General features: G+C 42.3%; 17 protein-coding genes and 1 other annotated feature. Of the genes, 13 read left to right on the top strand and 4 right to left on the bottom strand.

What is annotated here, in order from left to right; translation table 11 throughout:
• Positions 1-3 precede the first annotated feature (3 nt).
• Positions 4-585 (bottom strand): anthranilate synthase component II, encoded by a 582-nt coding sequence (locus tag AC1DSL_RS04190; protein WP_477531286.1) that lies wholly within the window; start codon positions 583-585, stop codon positions 4-6.
• Complete coding sequence (trpE, locus tag AC1DSL_RS04185; RefSeq protein WP_477531285.1) at positions 582-1946, bottom strand: anthranilate synthase component I; 1365 nt, start codon at positions 1944-1946, stop codon at positions 582-584. The genes AC1DSL_RS04190 and trpE overlap by 4 nt, the downstream gene beginning before the upstream one ends.
• A 79-nt stretch (positions 1947-2025) precedes the next feature.
• Positions 2026-2238 (bottom strand) — a binding site (T-box leader).
• A 409-nt stretch (positions 2239-2647) separates the two neighbouring features.
• On the opposite strand from trpE, the gene AC1DSL_RS04180 reads away from it, so the two are divergent.
• The 10 genes from AC1DSL_RS04180 (at position 2648) to AC1DSL_RS04135 (ending at position 13013) form a co-directional block, all read left to right on the top strand.
• Positions 2648-3472: a M55 family metallopeptidase gene (locus AC1DSL_RS04180; protein ID WP_477531284.1), complete on the top strand. Its 825-nt coding sequence runs from the start codon at positions 2648-2650 to the stop codon at positions 3470-3472.
• 12 nt (positions 3473-3484) lie between these two features.
• Positions 3485-4420: an ABC transporter permease gene (locus AC1DSL_RS04175; RefSeq protein WP_477531283.1), complete on the top strand. Its 936-nt coding sequence runs from the start codon at positions 3485-3487 to the stop codon at positions 4418-4420.
• A complete protein-coding gene (locus tag AC1DSL_RS04170; protein ID WP_477531282.1) occupies positions 4420-5373 on the top strand; it encodes an ABC transporter permease in 954 nt (317 codons plus the stop codon). The genes AC1DSL_RS04175 and AC1DSL_RS04170 overlap by 1 nt, the downstream gene beginning before the upstream one ends.
• Positions 5374-5480: 107 nt before the next feature.
• Positions 5481-6506: an ABC transporter ATP-binding protein gene (locus AC1DSL_RS04165; RefSeq protein WP_477531302.1), complete on the top strand. Its 1026-nt coding sequence runs from the start codon at positions 5481-5483 to the stop codon at positions 6504-6506.
• A gap of 62 nt (positions 6507-6568) precedes the next feature.
• The gene (locus AC1DSL_RS04160; protein WP_477531281.1) at positions 6569-8212 is read left to right on the top strand and encodes a peptide ABC transporter substrate-binding protein; all 1644 of its coding nucleotides are present in this window, start codon (positions 6569-6571) and stop codon (positions 8210-8212) included.
• Positions 8213-8495: 283 nt separating this feature from the next.
• The gene (locus AC1DSL_RS04155; protein ID WP_477531280.1) at positions 8496-9419 is read left to right on the top strand and encodes a S66 peptidase family protein; all 924 of its coding nucleotides are present in this window, start codon (positions 8496-8498) and stop codon (positions 9417-9419) included.
• An 18-nt stretch (positions 9420-9437) separates the two neighbouring features.
• Positions 9438-10541, top strand: coding sequence for a mandelate racemase/muconate lactonizing enzyme family protein (locus tag AC1DSL_RS04150; RefSeq protein ID WP_477531279.1), 1104 nt, complete (start codon positions 9438-9440; stop codon positions 10539-10541).
• Positions 10542-10554: 13 nt separating this feature from the next.
• On the top strand, positions 10555-11496 hold the full coding sequence (locus AC1DSL_RS04145; RefSeq protein WP_477531278.1) for a C40 family peptidase: 942 nt from the start codon (positions 10555-10557) through the stop codon (positions 11494-11496).
• Positions 11493-12455, top strand: a complete 963-nt coding sequence (locus AC1DSL_RS04140; RefSeq protein WP_477531277.1) for an ABC transporter ATP-binding protein — start codon at positions 11493-11495, stop codon at positions 12453-12455. The genes AC1DSL_RS04145 and AC1DSL_RS04140 overlap by 4 nt, the downstream gene beginning before the upstream one ends.
• Positions 12456-12539: 84 nt before the next feature.
• Complete coding sequence (locus AC1DSL_RS04135) at positions 12540-13013, top strand: acyl-CoA thioesterase (protein ID WP_477531276.1); 474 nt, start codon at positions 12540-12542, stop codon at positions 13011-13013.
• Between the two features lie 264 nt (positions 13014-13277).
• Here the strand turns inward: AC1DSL_RS04135 and AC1DSL_RS04130 are convergent, their stop codons facing one another.
• Positions 13278-15101, bottom strand: a complete 1824-nt coding sequence (locus tag AC1DSL_RS04130) for a M28 family metallopeptidase (RefSeq protein WP_477531275.1) — start codon at positions 15099-15101, stop codon at positions 13278-13280.
• Between the two features lie 429 nt (positions 15102-15530).
• On the opposite strand from AC1DSL_RS04130, the gene AC1DSL_RS04125 reads away from it, so the two are divergent.
• From AC1DSL_RS04125 to AC1DSL_RS04115, 3 genes are all read left to right on the top strand, one after another.
• On the top strand, positions 15531-15782 hold the full coding sequence (locus AC1DSL_RS04125) for a hypothetical protein (RefSeq protein WP_477531274.1): 252 nt from the start codon (positions 15531-15533) through the stop codon (positions 15780-15782).
• The gene (locus tag AC1DSL_RS04120) at positions 15783-16247 is read left to right on the top strand and encodes a GNAT family N-acetyltransferase (protein WP_477531273.1); all 465 of its coding nucleotides are present in this window, start codon (positions 15783-15785) and stop codon (positions 16245-16247) included. It abuts the gene before it with no gap.
• A 243-nt stretch (positions 16248-16490) separates the two neighbouring features.
• Positions 16491-16943, top strand: coding sequence for a GNAT family N-acetyltransferase (locus AC1DSL_RS04115; RefSeq protein ID WP_477531272.1), 453 nt, complete (start codon positions 16491-16493; stop codon positions 16941-16943).
• A 191-nt stretch (positions 16944-17134) separates the two neighbouring features.
• Here AC1DSL_RS04115 and AC1DSL_RS04110 read toward each other — a convergent pair whose 3' ends face one another.
• Complete coding sequence (locus tag AC1DSL_RS04110) at positions 17135-17770, bottom strand: histidine phosphatase family protein (protein WP_477531271.1); 636 nt, start codon at positions 17768-17770, stop codon at positions 17135-17137.
• Positions 17771-17817: the final 47 nt, after the last annotated feature.

Raw genomic sequence — 17817 nt, 5'->3', positions numbered from 1 at the left:
TGACTAAATCTCTACTGGCCGAGCTATATCTGTTAAAAAGGCTTGAAGGATTTTATCCCCATCACGCGTTCCAATTGATTCTGGATGGAACTGCAAGCCATAAAGCGGGTAATCCAAATGTTGAATTGCCATAATACTTTGATCGTCCATCGAAATGGCTGTTGTTTTAAAACATGAAGGCAAATCCTCCAAGACGAGCGAATGGTAGCGCATGACGGGTAAGGGTTGCGGCAGGTAGGCAAACATGCCTGCATGTGAATGCCGAATGGCGGATACTTTTCCATGCATGACCAGTGTTGCCCGTTTGATTTTGCCACCAAATGCCACTCCAAGAAGTTGGTGACCCAAGCACACCCCGAGCATTGGGATGGTTTGATGGAATTCATTGATGATTGATAAAGAGTGCACCTTGTCATTTGGTGACCCAGGACCAGGTGATAGCACGATTGCTTTTGGGTTCAACTGACGGATTTCATCTATCGAAATTTCATCATATCTGACAACTTTTACTTCTTCACCGAGCATTGATAGGCTTTGATACAAGTTGTACGTAAACGAATCGTAGTGGTCTAGCAGCAAAATCATGACAGCACCTCCAATAACGACTTCGCTTTGTGCAACGTCTCTTCGAATTCTGCTAGTGGATTGGAATCATAGACAATGCCTGCACCTGCCTGGACATAAGCGGTTTGATTTTTGATGACCAATGTTCGAATGGCTAACGCGATATCGATATTGCCATTAAAACCGATGTAACCAACTGCTCCTGCATACACACCTCGTTTTACATTTTCCAACTCTTGAATGATTTGCATGGCACGAATTTTCGGTGCGCCTGATACCGTTCCTGCAGGTAAACAAGCGACTAGTGCATCAAGAGGATGCTGATCATTACGCAACGTGCCAGCCACTTCGGAAACGATGTGCATGACGTGCTGGTATTTTTCAATGTTCATGTATTTCGTTAGATGGACGCTGCCTACTTCGGTAATACGACCCAAATCATTCCTTCCCAAGTCCACCAGCATCCGGTGTTCGGCAAGTTCTTTCGGATCGGCGAGCAATTCTTTTTCAAGTTGTGCATCTTCTTCCGATGTGTGACCTCGTCGTCTAGTTCCAGCAATCGGATTTGTCGTCACCCGATTACCTTGAATGCTCATCAAACTTTCTGGAGATGCACCGAGCACTACATGTTCATCAAAATCTACGTAAAACATATAGGGGGAAGGATTGTCTTTCCTTAATTTCCGGTAAAGCATGAAAGGGTCACCTGTATACGTTGCCTGCAATCGTTGAGATAACACAATTTGAAAAATTTCTCCTGCCCGGATACATTCTTTTGCGCGCACTACTTTATCAATAAACGCTTGTTTGCTCACATTGGATATGAAGGGAAGGGTAGATTGTACATATTCTTCTTCACATTCCTTCACTGCCAGTTGGCGTACAACCTCATCGATAAGAGAAGGGGTTGTTCCGTTATGCAAAATGGTGACATCTTGTTTTTGATGGTCATATACAACAACGGTTTCATAAACGAGCAAATGGATATCGGGCATATCACGTTCGTCAGGGAGGGCTGGCCCAATGTCTTCATAGTGTGCGATGACGTCATAGCCAATGTAGCCAACTGCACCACCATTGAAAGGGAATTCCAGATCATCGTCAACAATGGGAAGTAACGTTTTCAATAATTCGATAGGCTTTCCGCAGTGCACAGTGATTTCACCTGTTAGAAGTGAATGCTCTATCAAATCGTTGGCTGAACCACGAAATTCTTTCACTGGATTTGCGCCGATGAAGGAATAGCGACCCGACGCTTCTTGTTTCAAAGAACTTTCCAGCAGGAATTTCCGCGTTCCCTGTAACCTTTTGAAAATAGCGATGGGCGATAAAGTGTCCCCGTTGATGGTAATTCGTGCTGTTTTTACTGAATGTGTTTGCATGTAAATCTCTCCTCTGCTCAGCTCATTTGCACCCGGAAAACAAAAAAAATCCCCTGTACATGAACAGAAGAGTTCATGTACAGAGGACGGAATGACCGTGGTGCCACCTCAAATTAAAAGCCAATAACGGCTTTCGCTTTAGGACCTGTAACGTAGATCACACGTTTTCCCGTACTGACATTCTGGGAAACTCTCCAAAGACCATTCACACCAAGTTGCCTATCAGCTTCCACCAGTCGCTGACTCTCTATGAAGACGCACTTGTGCTACTATTCTTTGTCATCGATTTTTCTCAACTCAACTCATCTCAACTCTTGGTGTTCTCACCGGCGATGTCGCTCCCGACACCTTCTGCCTAAATCCCGAACAAAAAAGTTGTTCCTATCGTAGTACGCATGAAAGAAGATGTCAACTGAAATCTTTTTGTAGAAAAAATTGAGGGCAGATGTGTGTCGGTGTCTATGCCATTTTATCCGTGGGGACTAGCAAATTAATTGGGGTCCCTTCGGATATATTTTGTGGTCTTCAAGTATTTTGTCGGAAGTGGAATTTCTCTCCGTCAAAACATTTCGGGAAACGAAAAAAAACCTCAAACTATATTGAAATATTCTAAAAAATTTGATATCTTTTAATAATAACAATCAGTGAAAATTCATAATAATAAAAATATGAGTCAATGGCATGAGGGGGACATCAAGAATATGAAATTTTTTATCTCGATCGATATGGAAGGGATTACAGGTTTACCTGATCACACTTTCGTAGATTCGAAGAAACACAACTATGAACGCGCCCGTCGTATCATGACAAACGAAGCAAATGCCATTATTGAAGGCTTACTGAAAAAAGGGGCTACCGATATTTTGGTGAACGATAGCCATTCACAAATGAACAACTTACTTGTTGAAGATTTGCATCCCGAAGCCATGCTGATCACGGGTGGTGTGAAACCTTACTCAATGGTACAGGCACTCGATGAAACTTATGATGGTGCGATTTTCGCAGGCTATCATTCACGTGCAGGTCTACCAGGTGTAATGAGTCACTCGATGATTTTTGGAGTGCGAAACATGTTCATCAATGACGTGGAAATTGGAGAGCTTGGGTTCAATGCATATGTGGCGGGTCATTTTGGTGTACCGGTCATCATGGTTGCTGGAGATGACGGAGCATGTCGTGAAGCAGCGGCACTCATTCCAAACATCACAACAGTTGCAGTAAAAGAGTCAATCACTCGCCAAGCGGTCAAAACGATGCATCCGGAAAAATCACATGCACTATTGACTGAACAAATCCAAAAAGCAGTGGACAATCGTCATTTGGTTAAACCACTTACCCCACCAAAAACCCCAACGCTACGAATTGAATTTACCAACTATGGTCAAGCCGAATGGGCAGCCATTATGCCTGGCTGTGAAATAGAACCAGGAACAACGATTGTGAAATTTGAAGCAAAAGATATTTTGGAAGCGTATCGAGCAATGTTAGTTCAAGTGGAACTGGCGATGCAAACGACGTTCTGTTAAGGGGGACTTAATATGTTCTCATATACCATCAAACGTTTCTTAATGATGATCATGACCATTCTGATCATTGCGACACTGACATTTATCTTGATGCACTCAATTCCAGGATCGCCGTTCAATGAAGAACGTACGACAAATGAAACGATTCAAGCCAATTTAGAGCGCTTTTACAAGCTGGATGAACCACTTCCGGTCCAATATTTGTACTACCTAAAATCCATTGTCACGTTGGATTTTGGACCTTCAATCAAAAAACCGAATGAAACGGTTAATGAACTGCTCTCTCGTGGCTTCCCGATATCCTTTGAGCTCGGGATGGTAACCATTTTGGTAGCAGTAATTTCGGGTGTTTTACTCGGAACCTTTGCAGCACTGCGTCATAACGGGATTATTGATTACTTTGCAATGACATTTGCGGTAATCGGAATTTCCGTACCAAGCTTCGTACTGGCTACATTGCTTATTCAAAAACTGGCAGTAGATTATAATATTTTCCCACCAGCCACCTGGTCGAGCCCGATGCATATGGTACTTCCAGTGCTCGCTCTTGCTACGGGTCCAATGGCCATCATTGCACGTTTAACGCGTTCGTCGATGCTTGAAGTATTGACGCAGGATTACATAAAAATGGCGAGAGCAAAAGGATTGTCACCGTTTCGTATCGTTGCACGACATGCGTTACGCAATGCCTTAATGCCAGTTGTCACAATTATGGGGACGATGCTTGCTGGGATTCTGACAGGAACGTTCGTCATCGAGAAAATATTTGCAATTCCCGGGATGGGAAAATACTTCGTTGAGAGTATCAACAACCGGGATTATCCGGTCATTATGGGAACGACCGTATTCTACAGCACGATTCTCGTAGTTATGTTATTCATTGTCGATTTGGTTTATGGATTCCTAGATCCACGTATTAAATTGCATAAGAAAGAGGGGGATGCGTGATGACTATCAACCACGAATCGACACCCGTATCACCCAACCAAGTACCTGATGAATGGTTCCGTAAGAAAGATAGAGATTTAGTCGAAGCGGAAGCCGTTGTTCGACCTTCATTATCCTATTGGAAAGATGCATGGCGTCGACTTCGCACAAATAAGCTTGCAATGACGGGTTTAATTTTCTTAGTTCTTTTGACGTTACTTGCGATTTTTGGTCCGATTTTCTCTCCGCATCCCGTGGATGGCATGGATTTGCCGAACCAAAACAAAGCACCTTCAAGTGAACACTGGTTTGGGACGGATGAAATGGGACGCGATGTATTTACACGTACCTGGTATGGCGCTCGTATTTCATTGTTTGTGGGACTTGCCGCAGCATTGATTGACTTCTTTATCGGTGTGATTTATGGCGGTTTCAGTGGCTACAAAGGCGGACGTACGGATGCCATAATGATGCGTATCATTGAAGTCCTGTATGGCTTGCCGCATTTATTAGTTGTTATTTTATTATTGGTTGTTATGGGTCCAAGTTTGACGACAATTATTGTCGCTCTGACCGTTACCGGATGGGTCGGAATGGCCCGAATTGTAAGGGGACAAGTACTGCAAATCAAAAACTATGAATTCGTGACAGCGTCCAAATCATTTGGAGCAAAAACACCACGAATCATTCGACGAAACTTATTGCCGAACACCATGGGTCCAATCATTGTCCAAATGACCTTGACGGTTCCGAGTGCAATTTTCGCGGAAGCCTTCCTGAGTTTCCTTGGACTCGGTATTCAAGCCCCATTTGCAAGTTGGGGTGTTATGGCAAATGATGCCTTGCCAGTTATCCTATCAGGTCACTGGTGGAGACTATTCTTCCCGGCATTCTTCATTTCATTAACCATGTTTGCATTTAACGTCCTTGGTGACGGACTACAAGACGCACTTGATCCGAAGTTAAGGGGGTGACACATATGAACGAACAGCAACTAGAAAACGCCCGGGAATTGGCGAGAGAAAGACGCGCGGAAGTCGGTCGTACTCAACAAGCGGTTGTGACGGCGCACACGCAAAAAATGAAACGTAAAAAAGTCATAACCGACGACATCATTTTGTCCGTAGACAATTTACATGTGTCATTCAAAACATATGGTGGAAATGTACATGCCGTCCGTGGTGTGTCCTTTGCTCTCCAAAAAGGAGAGACGCTTGCAATTGTAGGCGAATCGGGTTGCGGAAAATCCGTGACATCCAATGCCATTATGGGGCTTATTCCACAGCCACCGGGGCGTATTTCAGATGGCAAAGTGATGTTCAAAGATGTCAATCTTACGAATATGACGAAAAAAGAACTTCGCAAAATACAGGGTGTCGACATCTCAATGATTTTCCAAGATCCGATGACGGCGCTCAATCCGACACTTACCATTGGCGAGCAGTTGATGGAGGGTGTGCTCACACATACCAAAGCAAGCAAGGCGGAAGCGAAAGAAAAAGCGCTAGCCATGCTTCGCTTAGTGGGTATCCCAAATCCGCAAGAACGTTTAAAACAGTATCCTCACCAGTTTTCAGGCGGAATGCGTCAACGGATTGTTATTGCCATTGCGCTCATTTGCGAACCGGAGTTATTAATCGCGGATGAACCGACAACTGCACTAGATGTAACGATTCAAGCGCAAATCCTCGAATTGTTTGAAGAAATTCAAGCAAAAACAGGAGTATCGATTGTTCTGATCACTCATGACCTGGGAGTTGTAGCAAAAATCGCAGATCGTATTGCGGTGATGTATGCTGGCAAAATCATTGAACTCGGTACGAAGCGTGAGATTTTCTATACGCCACAGCATCCGTATACGCAAGGCTTGCTCAATTCGGTTCCGCGTCTCGACTTGATTGCTGAAGAACTGCAGCCAATTGAAGGGACACCACCTGATTTATTTGCGCCGCCTAAAGGGTGTGCATTTACAGCGAGATGTCCATTTGCAATGGAAGTTTGTGAACACGTACATCCAGACACAACGGTTAAAACAGCTACTCATCGCGTCGATTGTTGGTTACAGGACGAACGTGCACAAGCGTTTATGGAAACAGCTCAAAAATAGGATGAACGCACTTAGGTGCATAATCATAAAGCATGAACACAATTCCAAGGGGGAAAACACACATGAAGAAATGGCTCTTGTTTTTACTGACAGCCGTATTCGCACTTGTACTATCAGCATGTACAGCGAATAATGATGCAGGCGAAAAGCCAGCTGACAAAGGCGAAGACGACAAAGAAACAGAAACAGCTGAAGAAAAAGTGCTTTACTTGAACAACGGCACCGAGCCAACATCATTCGATCCATCGGTCGGCTTTGATGCTGTTTCTTGGAATGCATTGAACAACTTGATGGAAGGGTTAACTCGTTTAGGCGAAGACCATCAGCCAGAAGAAGCAACGGCTGAAAAAATTGAAGTATCTGAAGATGGTTTGACATATACATTCCACATTCGTGAAGATGCAAAATGGTCTAATGGAGACGCAGTTACTGCTAAAGACTTCGTATATGGCTGGACACGCATGTTGGATCCGAACACAGCTTCACCAGCGGCTTTCCTTGGTTACTTCATCGAAGGTGCAGAAGCATTCAACACAGGTGAAGGTAAGATTGAAGACGTAGCAATGAAGGCATTGGATGAAAAAACATTTGAAGTAAAATTAACTGCACCAACTGATGCATTTTTGAATATCATTACAAACCCAAGCTTTTTCCCAATCAATGAAAAAGTGGCAACAGAAAACGCACAATGGTTCACTGAATCAGAATCATTCGTAGGAAACGGTCCATTCCAATTAGCATCATGGGAACATGATGTGAAAATGGTATTTGAGAAAAACCCAGAGTATTGGGATGCTAAAACTGTGAAGCTAGATAAAGTAGAGTGGGCAATGGTCAACGACTCCAATACAGAGTACCAAATGTACCAAGCGAATGAACTAGATGTATCTGACGTTCCATCTGAATTGGCTGCTGATTTAATGGACAGCGAAGAAGTATCAATTCAAGACCAGGCAGGTACTTATTTCTATCGTTTCAACACAACAATGGAGCCTTTCACGAACGAAAAAATTCGTAAAGCTTTCGCAACAGCAGTCAACCAAGAAGAGATTGTTGAATTCGTAACGAAAAACGGTGAAAAACCAGCGCATGGTTTCGTTTCTTACGGCTTCCAAGGTCCGGACGGTTCTGAATTCCGTGACACGGTTGGCAATTTAGTAGAATTCAACGCTGAAGAAGCGAAGAAATTGTTAGAAGAAGGTATGAAAGAAGAAGGCTACGATAAATTACCGACTGTTACTTTAACGTACTCAACTTCAGATACACATCAAAACATTGCGGTTGCTTTGCAAGCGCAGTTTAAAGAAGTTTTAGGCGTGGACGTGGAATTAGCGAATGTAGAAGGAAGTGTATTCTCTTCTGAACAAAAAGAATTGAAATACCAATTGTCCCGTTCTTCATTCTTACACGACTATGCAGATCCAGTGAACGCGATTGAAAGCTTCGTTACAGGTTCATCAATGAACCGTACTGGTTGGGCAAATGCAGAATTCGATAAACTGATTGCCGATGCAAAAACAGAAACAGATGCAGAAGCTCGCTGGCAGTTATTGATGAATGCTGAGAAAGTATTAATGAAAGAAATGCCGATTTTCCCAATCCACTTCTATAACCAAGTGGCATTGCAAAAACCAAGCGTTTCTGGAATTGTGCGTCACCCAGTAGGTTACCTAGACCTTAAATGGGTAGACAAAAAAGCGGAATAATATAGAAAAGCGGAGCAGGCCATGATAGACCGACTCCGACGTTGGAACTGTCGAATCGAAAACCTGTTTTCGAATGAGACAGTGAAACGGAGGTGCGGTCTGGCCTGCGGAGCTAGACACAACTGATTTCGAAAGAAATAAATACCCATAAATTTATACTTTTAAGACATAAAAACAAGAAGTTGCGGCGTCTCAATCTGGCGCTGCACCCTTCTGTTTTCAAAAGAAGTTATACTTAGGCGAATAACTTTTTTTGAAAATAGAAGAGAGGAGCAATATACGCATGCGCATACGACCAACACGATTACAAAAAGGGGATACGATTGGCATTATAGCCCCGTCAAGTCCTCCCAACTTAGAAAGCTTGCAACGCTCGCTCACATTTTTAGAACAACTGGGATTAAACGTCAAAATGGGCAAACATGTAGAGAACGTTCACGGCTATTTGGCTGGTACCGATGATGAACGTCTGGAAGATTTACAAGCTATGCTTGCTGATCCAAGCATAAAAGGGATCATTTGTGCAGGAGGAGGATACGGGGCAGGGCGTTACGCTGACCGAATTGACTTTCAATTAATGGCGGAACAACCGAAAATCTTATGGGGTTATAGCGATATCACTTTCCTCCATACAACAATCGGCCAATTCGCCAATGTGGTGACATTCCATGGACCGATGCTTGCATCTGATGTAGGGAAAGATACGTTCCATGATTTGTCCGCACGTATGTTCAATCAGCTGTTCGAACCAATCGAACTGCATTATACCGAAGATATTTCTCCATTGACCACATTAGGTTGTGGGAATGCACAAGGGGAACTTGTCGGTGGGAATCTTTCATTGCTAGTGAGTGCACTGGGCTCTAAATATGAAATCGATACTCGTGGCAAGTTACTGTTGATTGAAGACGTGGATGAAGAACCATATAAAGTAGACAGCATGTTGAATCAATTACGATTGGCTGGGAAACTTCAAGATGCAGTTGGCATCGTAGTTGGGGATTTTGCCCGAGCAGTACCTAAAAAACGAAAAACGACATTGACACTTGGTGAAGTATTGGAACATTACTTGGGTGATTTAGGAAAACCAGTCGTATCTGGTTTTAAAATCGGTCATTGTGAACCACACTTTGCCGTTCCACTAGGAGTGGAAGCAAGACTCGATGGCGATGCCAAAACATTGACCATCTTACCAGGAGTTAAATAATCGGGAGGGGAAACTACCATGATTCTACATTCAATTGAAGCCTTTTCGGTTGCAGTACCGCTCACAAAACCGTTTAAAACCGCACTTCGTACCGTGACGATTGCTGAATCCATATTTGTGAAAATTACAACTGAAGATGGAAATGTCGGTTGGGGGGAAGCACCCCCTACCCACGTCATCACAGGTGATTCGCTTGGGAGTATTCAGTTTGCTATCGATCATGTGATAGGCCCCCAACTGATTGGACTTGATTTACATCATTCGGAGCGGGTATTCCAAAAATTGCATCGCTCCATGGTAGGGAATTCAAGTGCTAAAGCAGCACTTGATATGGCCCTTCATGATTTGCTTGGCCAACTTGCAGGGCTTCCGCTTGTCACATTGCTTGGTGGATACCGAGATACACTCGAAACGGATTTCACGGTCAGTGTCAATGATGCGGAAGAAATGGCTGAAGACGCAGCTCGTTATGTAAAAAAAGGATTTAATGTATTGAAGATAAAAGTAGGCATCGATGATATCGAGAAAGACGTTGAACGAATTCGTGCGATCCGTGAAAAAATCGGTTATGAAACGAAGCTTAGACTGGACGCTAATCAAGGCTGGGAAGCGAAAGAAGCGGTCCGAGCAATTGGGCAGATGGAAGATGCCGGGCTTGAAATCGAACTCATCGAGCAGCCCGTGAAAGCGAATGATATCGAAGGTTTTCAGTATGTGACCTTGCATACACATACGCCAATTATGGCGGATGAAAGTATTTTCACACCGAAAGACGCAATACGCGTTCTTCAGCTTAGAGCAGCGGATTTAATCAATATCAAACTGATGAAAGCTGGTGGCATTTATCAAGCGTTGAAAATCAATGCCTTAGCTGAAAGTTATGGAGTGGAATGCATGACTGGGAGCATGATCGAGACGAAACTCGGAATTTCCGCAGCGGCTCATTTTGCTGCAAGCCAGCCAAACGTGACCCGCTTTGATTTTGATGCGCCGTTGATGCTTGCAGAAGATATCGTCGAAGGTGGCATTGTTTATGACGGCCGACATATTCGTTTCTCTCGAGAGTCAGGGCTCGGAATACATACAGATTTAATGAATAAACGATTTCATCGTAAAGGGTAAGGGGGATTTTCATTTGCTAGTTCAATCATCCACGACTTGGGCTTGTTCGGTAGCGGTGGCGACAGTATGGACTTCGCCTGAGTCTGCACGTACTCAAGACACCCACGGGCTTGAAAACCCAGTCCGTTTCACAAAATGGCAGGAAGCAATGAAGTATGAGGATTTGCTTGATTTGTGCAACGGTAACCGCGTGCAAACACAAGTACTTTACGGGGAACCTGTATTGATTGAAGAAATCGTTGGTGACTGGGCAAAAGTAATCTGCACATGGCAACCTTCCAAAAAGGACGGCCGTGGCTATCCGGGATGGATACCCGTTGCTCAATTAAAAGAAATGGAACGCATCTCAGATTTCGGCTTTGCCAAAGTGACACAGCCCAGAGCGCAACTTTGGACGAAAGATTTAAAGCCTTTGCTGGTGGTTCCTTTCAACACGATTCTTCCTATACTCGATAATAATGAACAATTTACTTTAGTTTCAACACCTCATGGTGAAGCCCTTATTTCAAGCGAAGAAATCGAGCATGGGCCAGGAATTGAAGCTTTCATTGAACGTTCAGGGGATGACGTAGTGGCGAGTGCCATGCGATTTTTGGAGCTTCCATACTTCTGGGGCGGAATGTCTTCGTACGGCTACGATTGTTCAGGGTTTAGCTACAATATGTTGAAAGCGCATGGTTATTTCATCCCTCGGGATGCGGATGATCAAGCAAGAAATGGTGAAGAAGTGGATATGGTCAACATGACTCAGTGGGAGATTGGCGATTTATTGTTCTTTGCGAACGTAGGGTCAAGCAATGTTCGGCACGTCGGCATTTACACAGGCAACGGGCAAATGATTCATTCGCCTTCAACTGGACAACACATTGAAGTAATAGAACTTGAAGGAACAAAGTTCGTAAAAGAATTGTGCGCCGTAAGACGCTACGCAAGAGCTGAGGGGGAAGCGTCATGACTGGTCAAGTATTGCTTGAAGTAAAAGATCTGAAACGCCATTTTGATATCGGCAAGAATCAAACATTAAAAGCTGTGGACGGAATCAGTTTTGAAATTTACCAAGGAGAAACATTCGGACTTGTTGGTGAATCAGGCTGTGGCAAATCAACTGCAGGACGGACGATTATGGGTTTATATAATCAGACGGAAGGGGAAGTAACGTACGGTGGGAAAAATGTACATACGATGGGCGAAAACGATCGCTATGCATTTTTGCGCAACATGCAAATGATTTTCCAAGATCCGTATGCATCACTTAATCCTCGTTCAACTGTTTTTGAAATCATTGCAGAACCGATGGAAGTCCATGGGTTACATAAGAGAAAAGAAGATATGCAACGACGGGTTTATCAGTTATTGGAGGATGTTGGACTCAATCGCGACCACGCCAACCGTTATCCGCATGAATTCTCGGGAGGACAACGTCAACGAATCGGCATCGCGCGTGCGCTGGCACTTGATCCAGACTTCATCATTGCCGACGAACCAATTTCGGCACTCGATGTATCTGTACAAGCCCAAGTCGTTAAGCTACTGCAAAAACTGCAAAGCGAAAAAGGCTTAACGTACTTGTTCATTGCGCATGACTTGTCGATGGTCAAATACATCTCGGACCGTATTGGTGTAATGTACTTGGGACATATGGTTGAATTGACGACGAGTGAACAACTGTATGCAAATCCACTTCATCCATATACGCAAGCGTTGTTATCCGCTATTCCGATTCCAGATCCGGACATTGAAGAATCACGCGAACGTATTTTGCTCGAAGGGGAATTGCCGAGTCCAATCAATCCACCTTCAGGCTGTGTGTTCAGAACGCGTTGCCCGATGGCGATGGAAGTCTGTGCGAATGTTAAACCCGCTTGGCAAGAACAGGAACCAGGCCATTTTGTGGCATGTCACTTGTATGAGTAACTGCGATTGTATAAAGCTTGAAACTTTTCATTCGCAGTAGTGTTTTGTATGATGAGACTATCCAGCAATGAAGGGGAGAACATCATGACAAATACAGTACCCATGAGCCAGTCGCGAACAATCCAAACACATTTGGTTTTACCGCCCGATACGAATCACCACGAAACGATTTTCGGGGGTAGAGTTTTATCTTTTATAGATGAAATAGGTGCTATTACTGCAATGAAACATTGCAATAAGCCTGTTGTCACGGCTTCAATCGATTCAGTAGATTTTCTATCATCTGCTCGAGTTGGGGATGTGTTGGAGATGGAAGCAATCGTGAGCTCAACTGGCCGCACTTCCATGGAAGTGTATGTACGTGTGCAATCGATGAACTTGTTGACGGGAGAAACAAAGTTAACGACGGAGTCATTCTTGACGTTTGTAGCGGTAGAAAATGGAATTCCAATGCCTGTCCCAGGAATACTGCCTGAAACTGAAAACGAACACCGCCTATTTGAATCAGGTCCTGCAAGAAGAGAACATCGGAAACAACGAATTCAAATGAAATTATAGAAAGAAAGCGGTGGCTTACAGTTACGGTTTCTCTTCAGAGGTGCAAAACTCAAAATCGAGCCTCAAACAAAGCAAAAAAGCACCGCATTTTGCGGTGCTTTTTTATGGTTAATATCGAACACCAAAACACCAGCTAAGAGGCTGAGTTTTAGCACTAAATATTTATAAGTCTTGTTCAACTAAAGCACAAGTTAGTTGAACAAGGGATCTAATTTTCCACCTGTAGGCTAATGAAATACATAAGCCAACAGGTGTTTCTTTTTGCTATTTAGCCTGCATCTTTAACAAGGTTCTTACTACAAGCTCTTCGTCAAAAGTAGCGATCAGGCCTTCAATCTCTTCTTTGGTGTAAGAATCATAGGATTTTTGCGTTTTTTGATTGAAACTTTGAGCAATTATACTGAAAAGCTGATCATCCACTGCAATTGTGGATATGGCAACATTGTATAATTTATCTTCATCGGCGGCAAACTGCCAACTTCCCGATGTTTCAATGTTTTTATTGCCTTCCTCGAATGAAAGTCCTTCAGAAGAGAGAACTTGAAGAAAATAGTTCTTATTGTCTTTCTGAATAACTAGATGATTGGAGGAGAATTCATAATTACTGTCTGCCATCTCTGTCTCGGAATTTAAGGATTCAGGATTAATTAAAGTGTATAGTTCTGCTGCTTCCACTAGTTTGAACGACTGATCTTTAAAAGTGGACTGAATGGCACTGATTTCTTCTAGGGTCATTTCTTTGTATCTTACTTTTTTATCTTGGGTGGAAGGTGTTGATGTTGCCTGGTCATTGGTCTCAAATTTAATATCGTGATTATTATTTACGAACGCCTGTACAATTTCAATGGCTGATTTTAAAGGCTTGCTGTCTGTATACTCAGGTGTATCTTCAATTGTATGGATTTTATCGTAGCGTTCCTGGGAAATATTGATGGCTTGATAATTGGCTCTTAGAAAGGACACATGGTCACTAGTCAGGGTAGCAAATTCCTCAAGAATAATAGTACTCTCGGTGTCTTGATAGAGAGCGATATTTTCCAGCTCTTCACTTAGTAGACTACTACCTATAGTTTCTCCGACAAAGCTGATTTTCCCACCATCTTTAATGCCAATGCAATCCAAATTAATATTTATGATGGAATCATAGTCAGGTGCGATGGCTTCCACTAGAGATGAACTTCCTATCAAGTTGCTTTCTTCTGCGTTAAAGGCAGCAAAAATAATATCAGAAGAAAAAGATTTTTCTTTTGAGTCTTCCTTCAACATGGAGGCTAGATTCATTAATCCTGTAAGTCCGGTTGCATTATCTACACTTCCCTGGAAAGTTAACTCCCCAGTTGTTCCTACATGGTCAAAGTGAGCGGAGATAACAATTGCTTGTTTGCCGACTTTTTTACCATCTCCAGGAATTTTACCTACTACGTTATGAGCAGTTATTTGAGTAGATGGTGCGTTGAAATAAATTAATTGAACTTTGTCGACTTCTTTTTCATTTGTTTGTAAATATGTATAAAAGGACTCCGATATTTGAAACACTGAACCCTTTGCGCCATAACTAAATATTGTTTTCTTGAAAGTTTCTGTTTTAACAAACTGTGCTCTTACATCTTCCATCGGAGTAATTATCTCTTCTGTTACGAGTATATTTTGGTTGCTTACTTCTTCGCTTATTTCTTTGTCACCATCGACAATGCGTATAGGCAGTTCTACACTAATACCACTAGAAATCTTGTGCATCCAATCCGTTCCATAACTAAACTCCTTCGTCTGCCCATCCTTTAGGTGGACAACCAAGGTTGTCTGTGCTTCATTCGGATCATTAAAAACCATGGAAAACGGCATAAAATAGTCTTTTGATGATAGTGGCTCTAAGTCGATTTTTTTAAATTGCTTCGATATCTCATTTCTTGCATTAATATTTCCTTGAGTGCCGGTTTGTCTCCCCTTAAACTTCTCCGAGGACCAATAAGCAATCTCTTCGTCTAGTTTTTCTTCTGATAGTACAGCTAAAGGTTCATCCTTGCATCCACTCAATAATACTAGGATGGAGACGAGGATTAGCGGTAAAATACCTTTCGCATATTTCATGTGTTTAACCTCCTTATTTACTATACAATTAATAAAAACTCTAAATATTCACTTATTTATTATACCAACAATATCCATTTTTACCTGCAAAATATAAAGTTTACTGCTAATTAGAAATTGATGTAGATTGAAGGCACTGCAATTTGCACATCAATTAGCGGAGTAATTACAACTTTTAATGTCGCACAAGCAAGGATAATGATATAACAATAAACAAAGGACCAACAATCCAATTGCGGGTGAAATTTAATGAAAAACGAGAGAGTACAATTTCGACTAGCAAGCCGCAGAGCGAGAAGCGTGAGACCCACAAGTATACGGCTTTCATACTTGACGTGTTTAAGTAAAGAAGGAATAAATGTGATTCTTATGGAATTTATAGGTAAAATATGCATTAACATCATTCAGTTTTGAAGGGGGAATTACAGGATGAAGATGCGAAAAGAAGTAACACCTAAATTCTTAATAATAAAGTGCGTGGCGTACAGTCTATTTGTCATTAGCCAATGCTTACAAGTCATGTACACACCATCTACAGTTGTAAAAGTAGTCAACTTGATCGCTATCGTCTTTCTGTCTGGAGTAATCGGAGCATTTATCCGAGAGATCTTCATTTTGAAAAAGAAGCGATTGTTAGAAGAGATGAATAACGACGAATCACCACAACTGGGAGGGAAATAAATGGTCACATTAAAACCTATGAGACAAGAGGATTTTCAGCAATACCTTGAAATTGCAGTAGAGGACTATGCTAAAGACAAAGTAGCTTCAGGGAATTGGAGCGAAGCGGAAGCATCCGAGCTTTCCAAAAATGAATTTAACCGTCTGTTGCCTGATGGTGAAAAATCGAAAGGGAATTACATATTTTCTATCTTCCATGATCAACAAATAGTCGGAATGATATGGTTGGCACAAAAATCTCCTGAAAAAGCAGATGAAGGTTATATTTATGATTTTAGTATTTTAGATGAATATCAAGGAAAAGGATATGGCAAGGAAGCAATGAGAGAAATTGAAACAATAGCGAAAGAACTAGGAATGTGCAAAATTGGCCTTCATGTTTTTGGTCACAACCAGGTCGCGCGGGGCTTATACGAGAAGATGGGCTACGAAATCACCAATATAGTCATGGCGAAGTCAATATAAAAATCCTTTTAATACTATAAGCGAAAAAGTCCTAGAATCAAGACAGGTGTACAAGGGGGCAATGCTCTATCCTAGCTATTTGGTGCTCTATAAATAGTTCCTTACACAATAAGTTTGGTTCCTACATTCTTCTATAAGAATAAAGATAGCCTGACCACTTCACTTCTTCCACATAATCAGGCAAGCTAAACTGAAGTGGTCAGGATAGTAAAAAAGGGAATTAAAAAATACGGAGGTCTAATGATGGATATTAAAATAGATGATTTATCGGGCTCTGAAATTACTAAATTGATAAACGAGCATCATGGTATGACACTGCATTCACCACCAGAAAGTATACATGCTCTCAATCTTGAGCAGTTGCAACAACAAGATATTACATTTTGGAGTGCATGGGAAGGAAACGAATTGGTTGGATGTGGGGCACTTAAAGAAATTGATGGTCAGCATGGAGAGATCAAATCAATGCGAACCTCTTCATTCCATCTTCGCAAGGGGGTTGCAAAACGACTACTTCATCACATAATTGAAGAAGCCACACGACGTGGCTATCGGAAGTTAAGTTTGGAAACGGGATCAATGGATTCTTTCGATCCGGCAAGAAGACTTTATGCAAGGTTTGGGTTCAACTATTGTGACCCGTTTTCCGATTACAAGGAGGACCCAAATAGCGTATTTATGGAAAAGAGTTTATAAATTAGCTCGTACCTATCTATAGCGATTCTTCAATAAAAGAAGGATAGTTCGACTTATCAAATAACCGGGGAAATTAAGGTGAATCACCTAAGTGATTCACCTGTGAGATAAATTAATCCCAAATACGGGCGTTCGGTGGGAAGATGTTATTTTAGTGAAAATATTAGAGCACAGTCAGCATATTTACTACTTTATTGAACCATTAAAGGTCCCTTCGCTTCTTCTGCATGGGACATGTCGCCAATCATAGTCAATTCGCGTCTATCAGTATCGATTTCTAACACTGTCAGACTCGTTCCGTAAATGAAAGGTGGATCCCACAATAAATCAAGATCAGCTCGACTGAAGTGATTAATCAAGCATTTCTTAACGACGCCATGCGTGACAATTAGGACGTGACCATTCGGGTGAGCTGCAGCAATTTCTTCCACTGCACGTAATACACGTTCTTTCAACATGTGAAAACTTTCCCCGGAAGTCGATTCATATTGGCTCGGGCGTTCATAATAGGTTTTGACTTGCTCCGCATATTCACGGTCAATATCCGAAGATAGCATTCCTTGCCATTCACCCACATGGATTTCACGTAAATCTTCTTTTTGAATAAGAGGAATGTTACGTTCCCCAATAATGAGTTGAGCTGTATGAACCGTACGTCCACTTGTACTACTGTATACAGCGTCGAGTGGAACATCATTAAGACGCGTCCCTAGTTGAGAAGCGGCTGCCATTCCTATGTTAGTTAAAGGTGAGTCTGCCCAGCCTTGCATGCGCGATTGAACGTTCCATTCTGTTTGTCCATGGCGTGTAATATATAGGGTTAGCATCCAATTCCTCATTTCTTTTAATCGAATATATCTCTTATTTTACCAAA

This window comes from Paenisporosarcina sp. P4_D4 (assembly GCF_056401835.1).
This window is presented reverse-complemented; position numbering and strand designations above follow the sequence as displayed.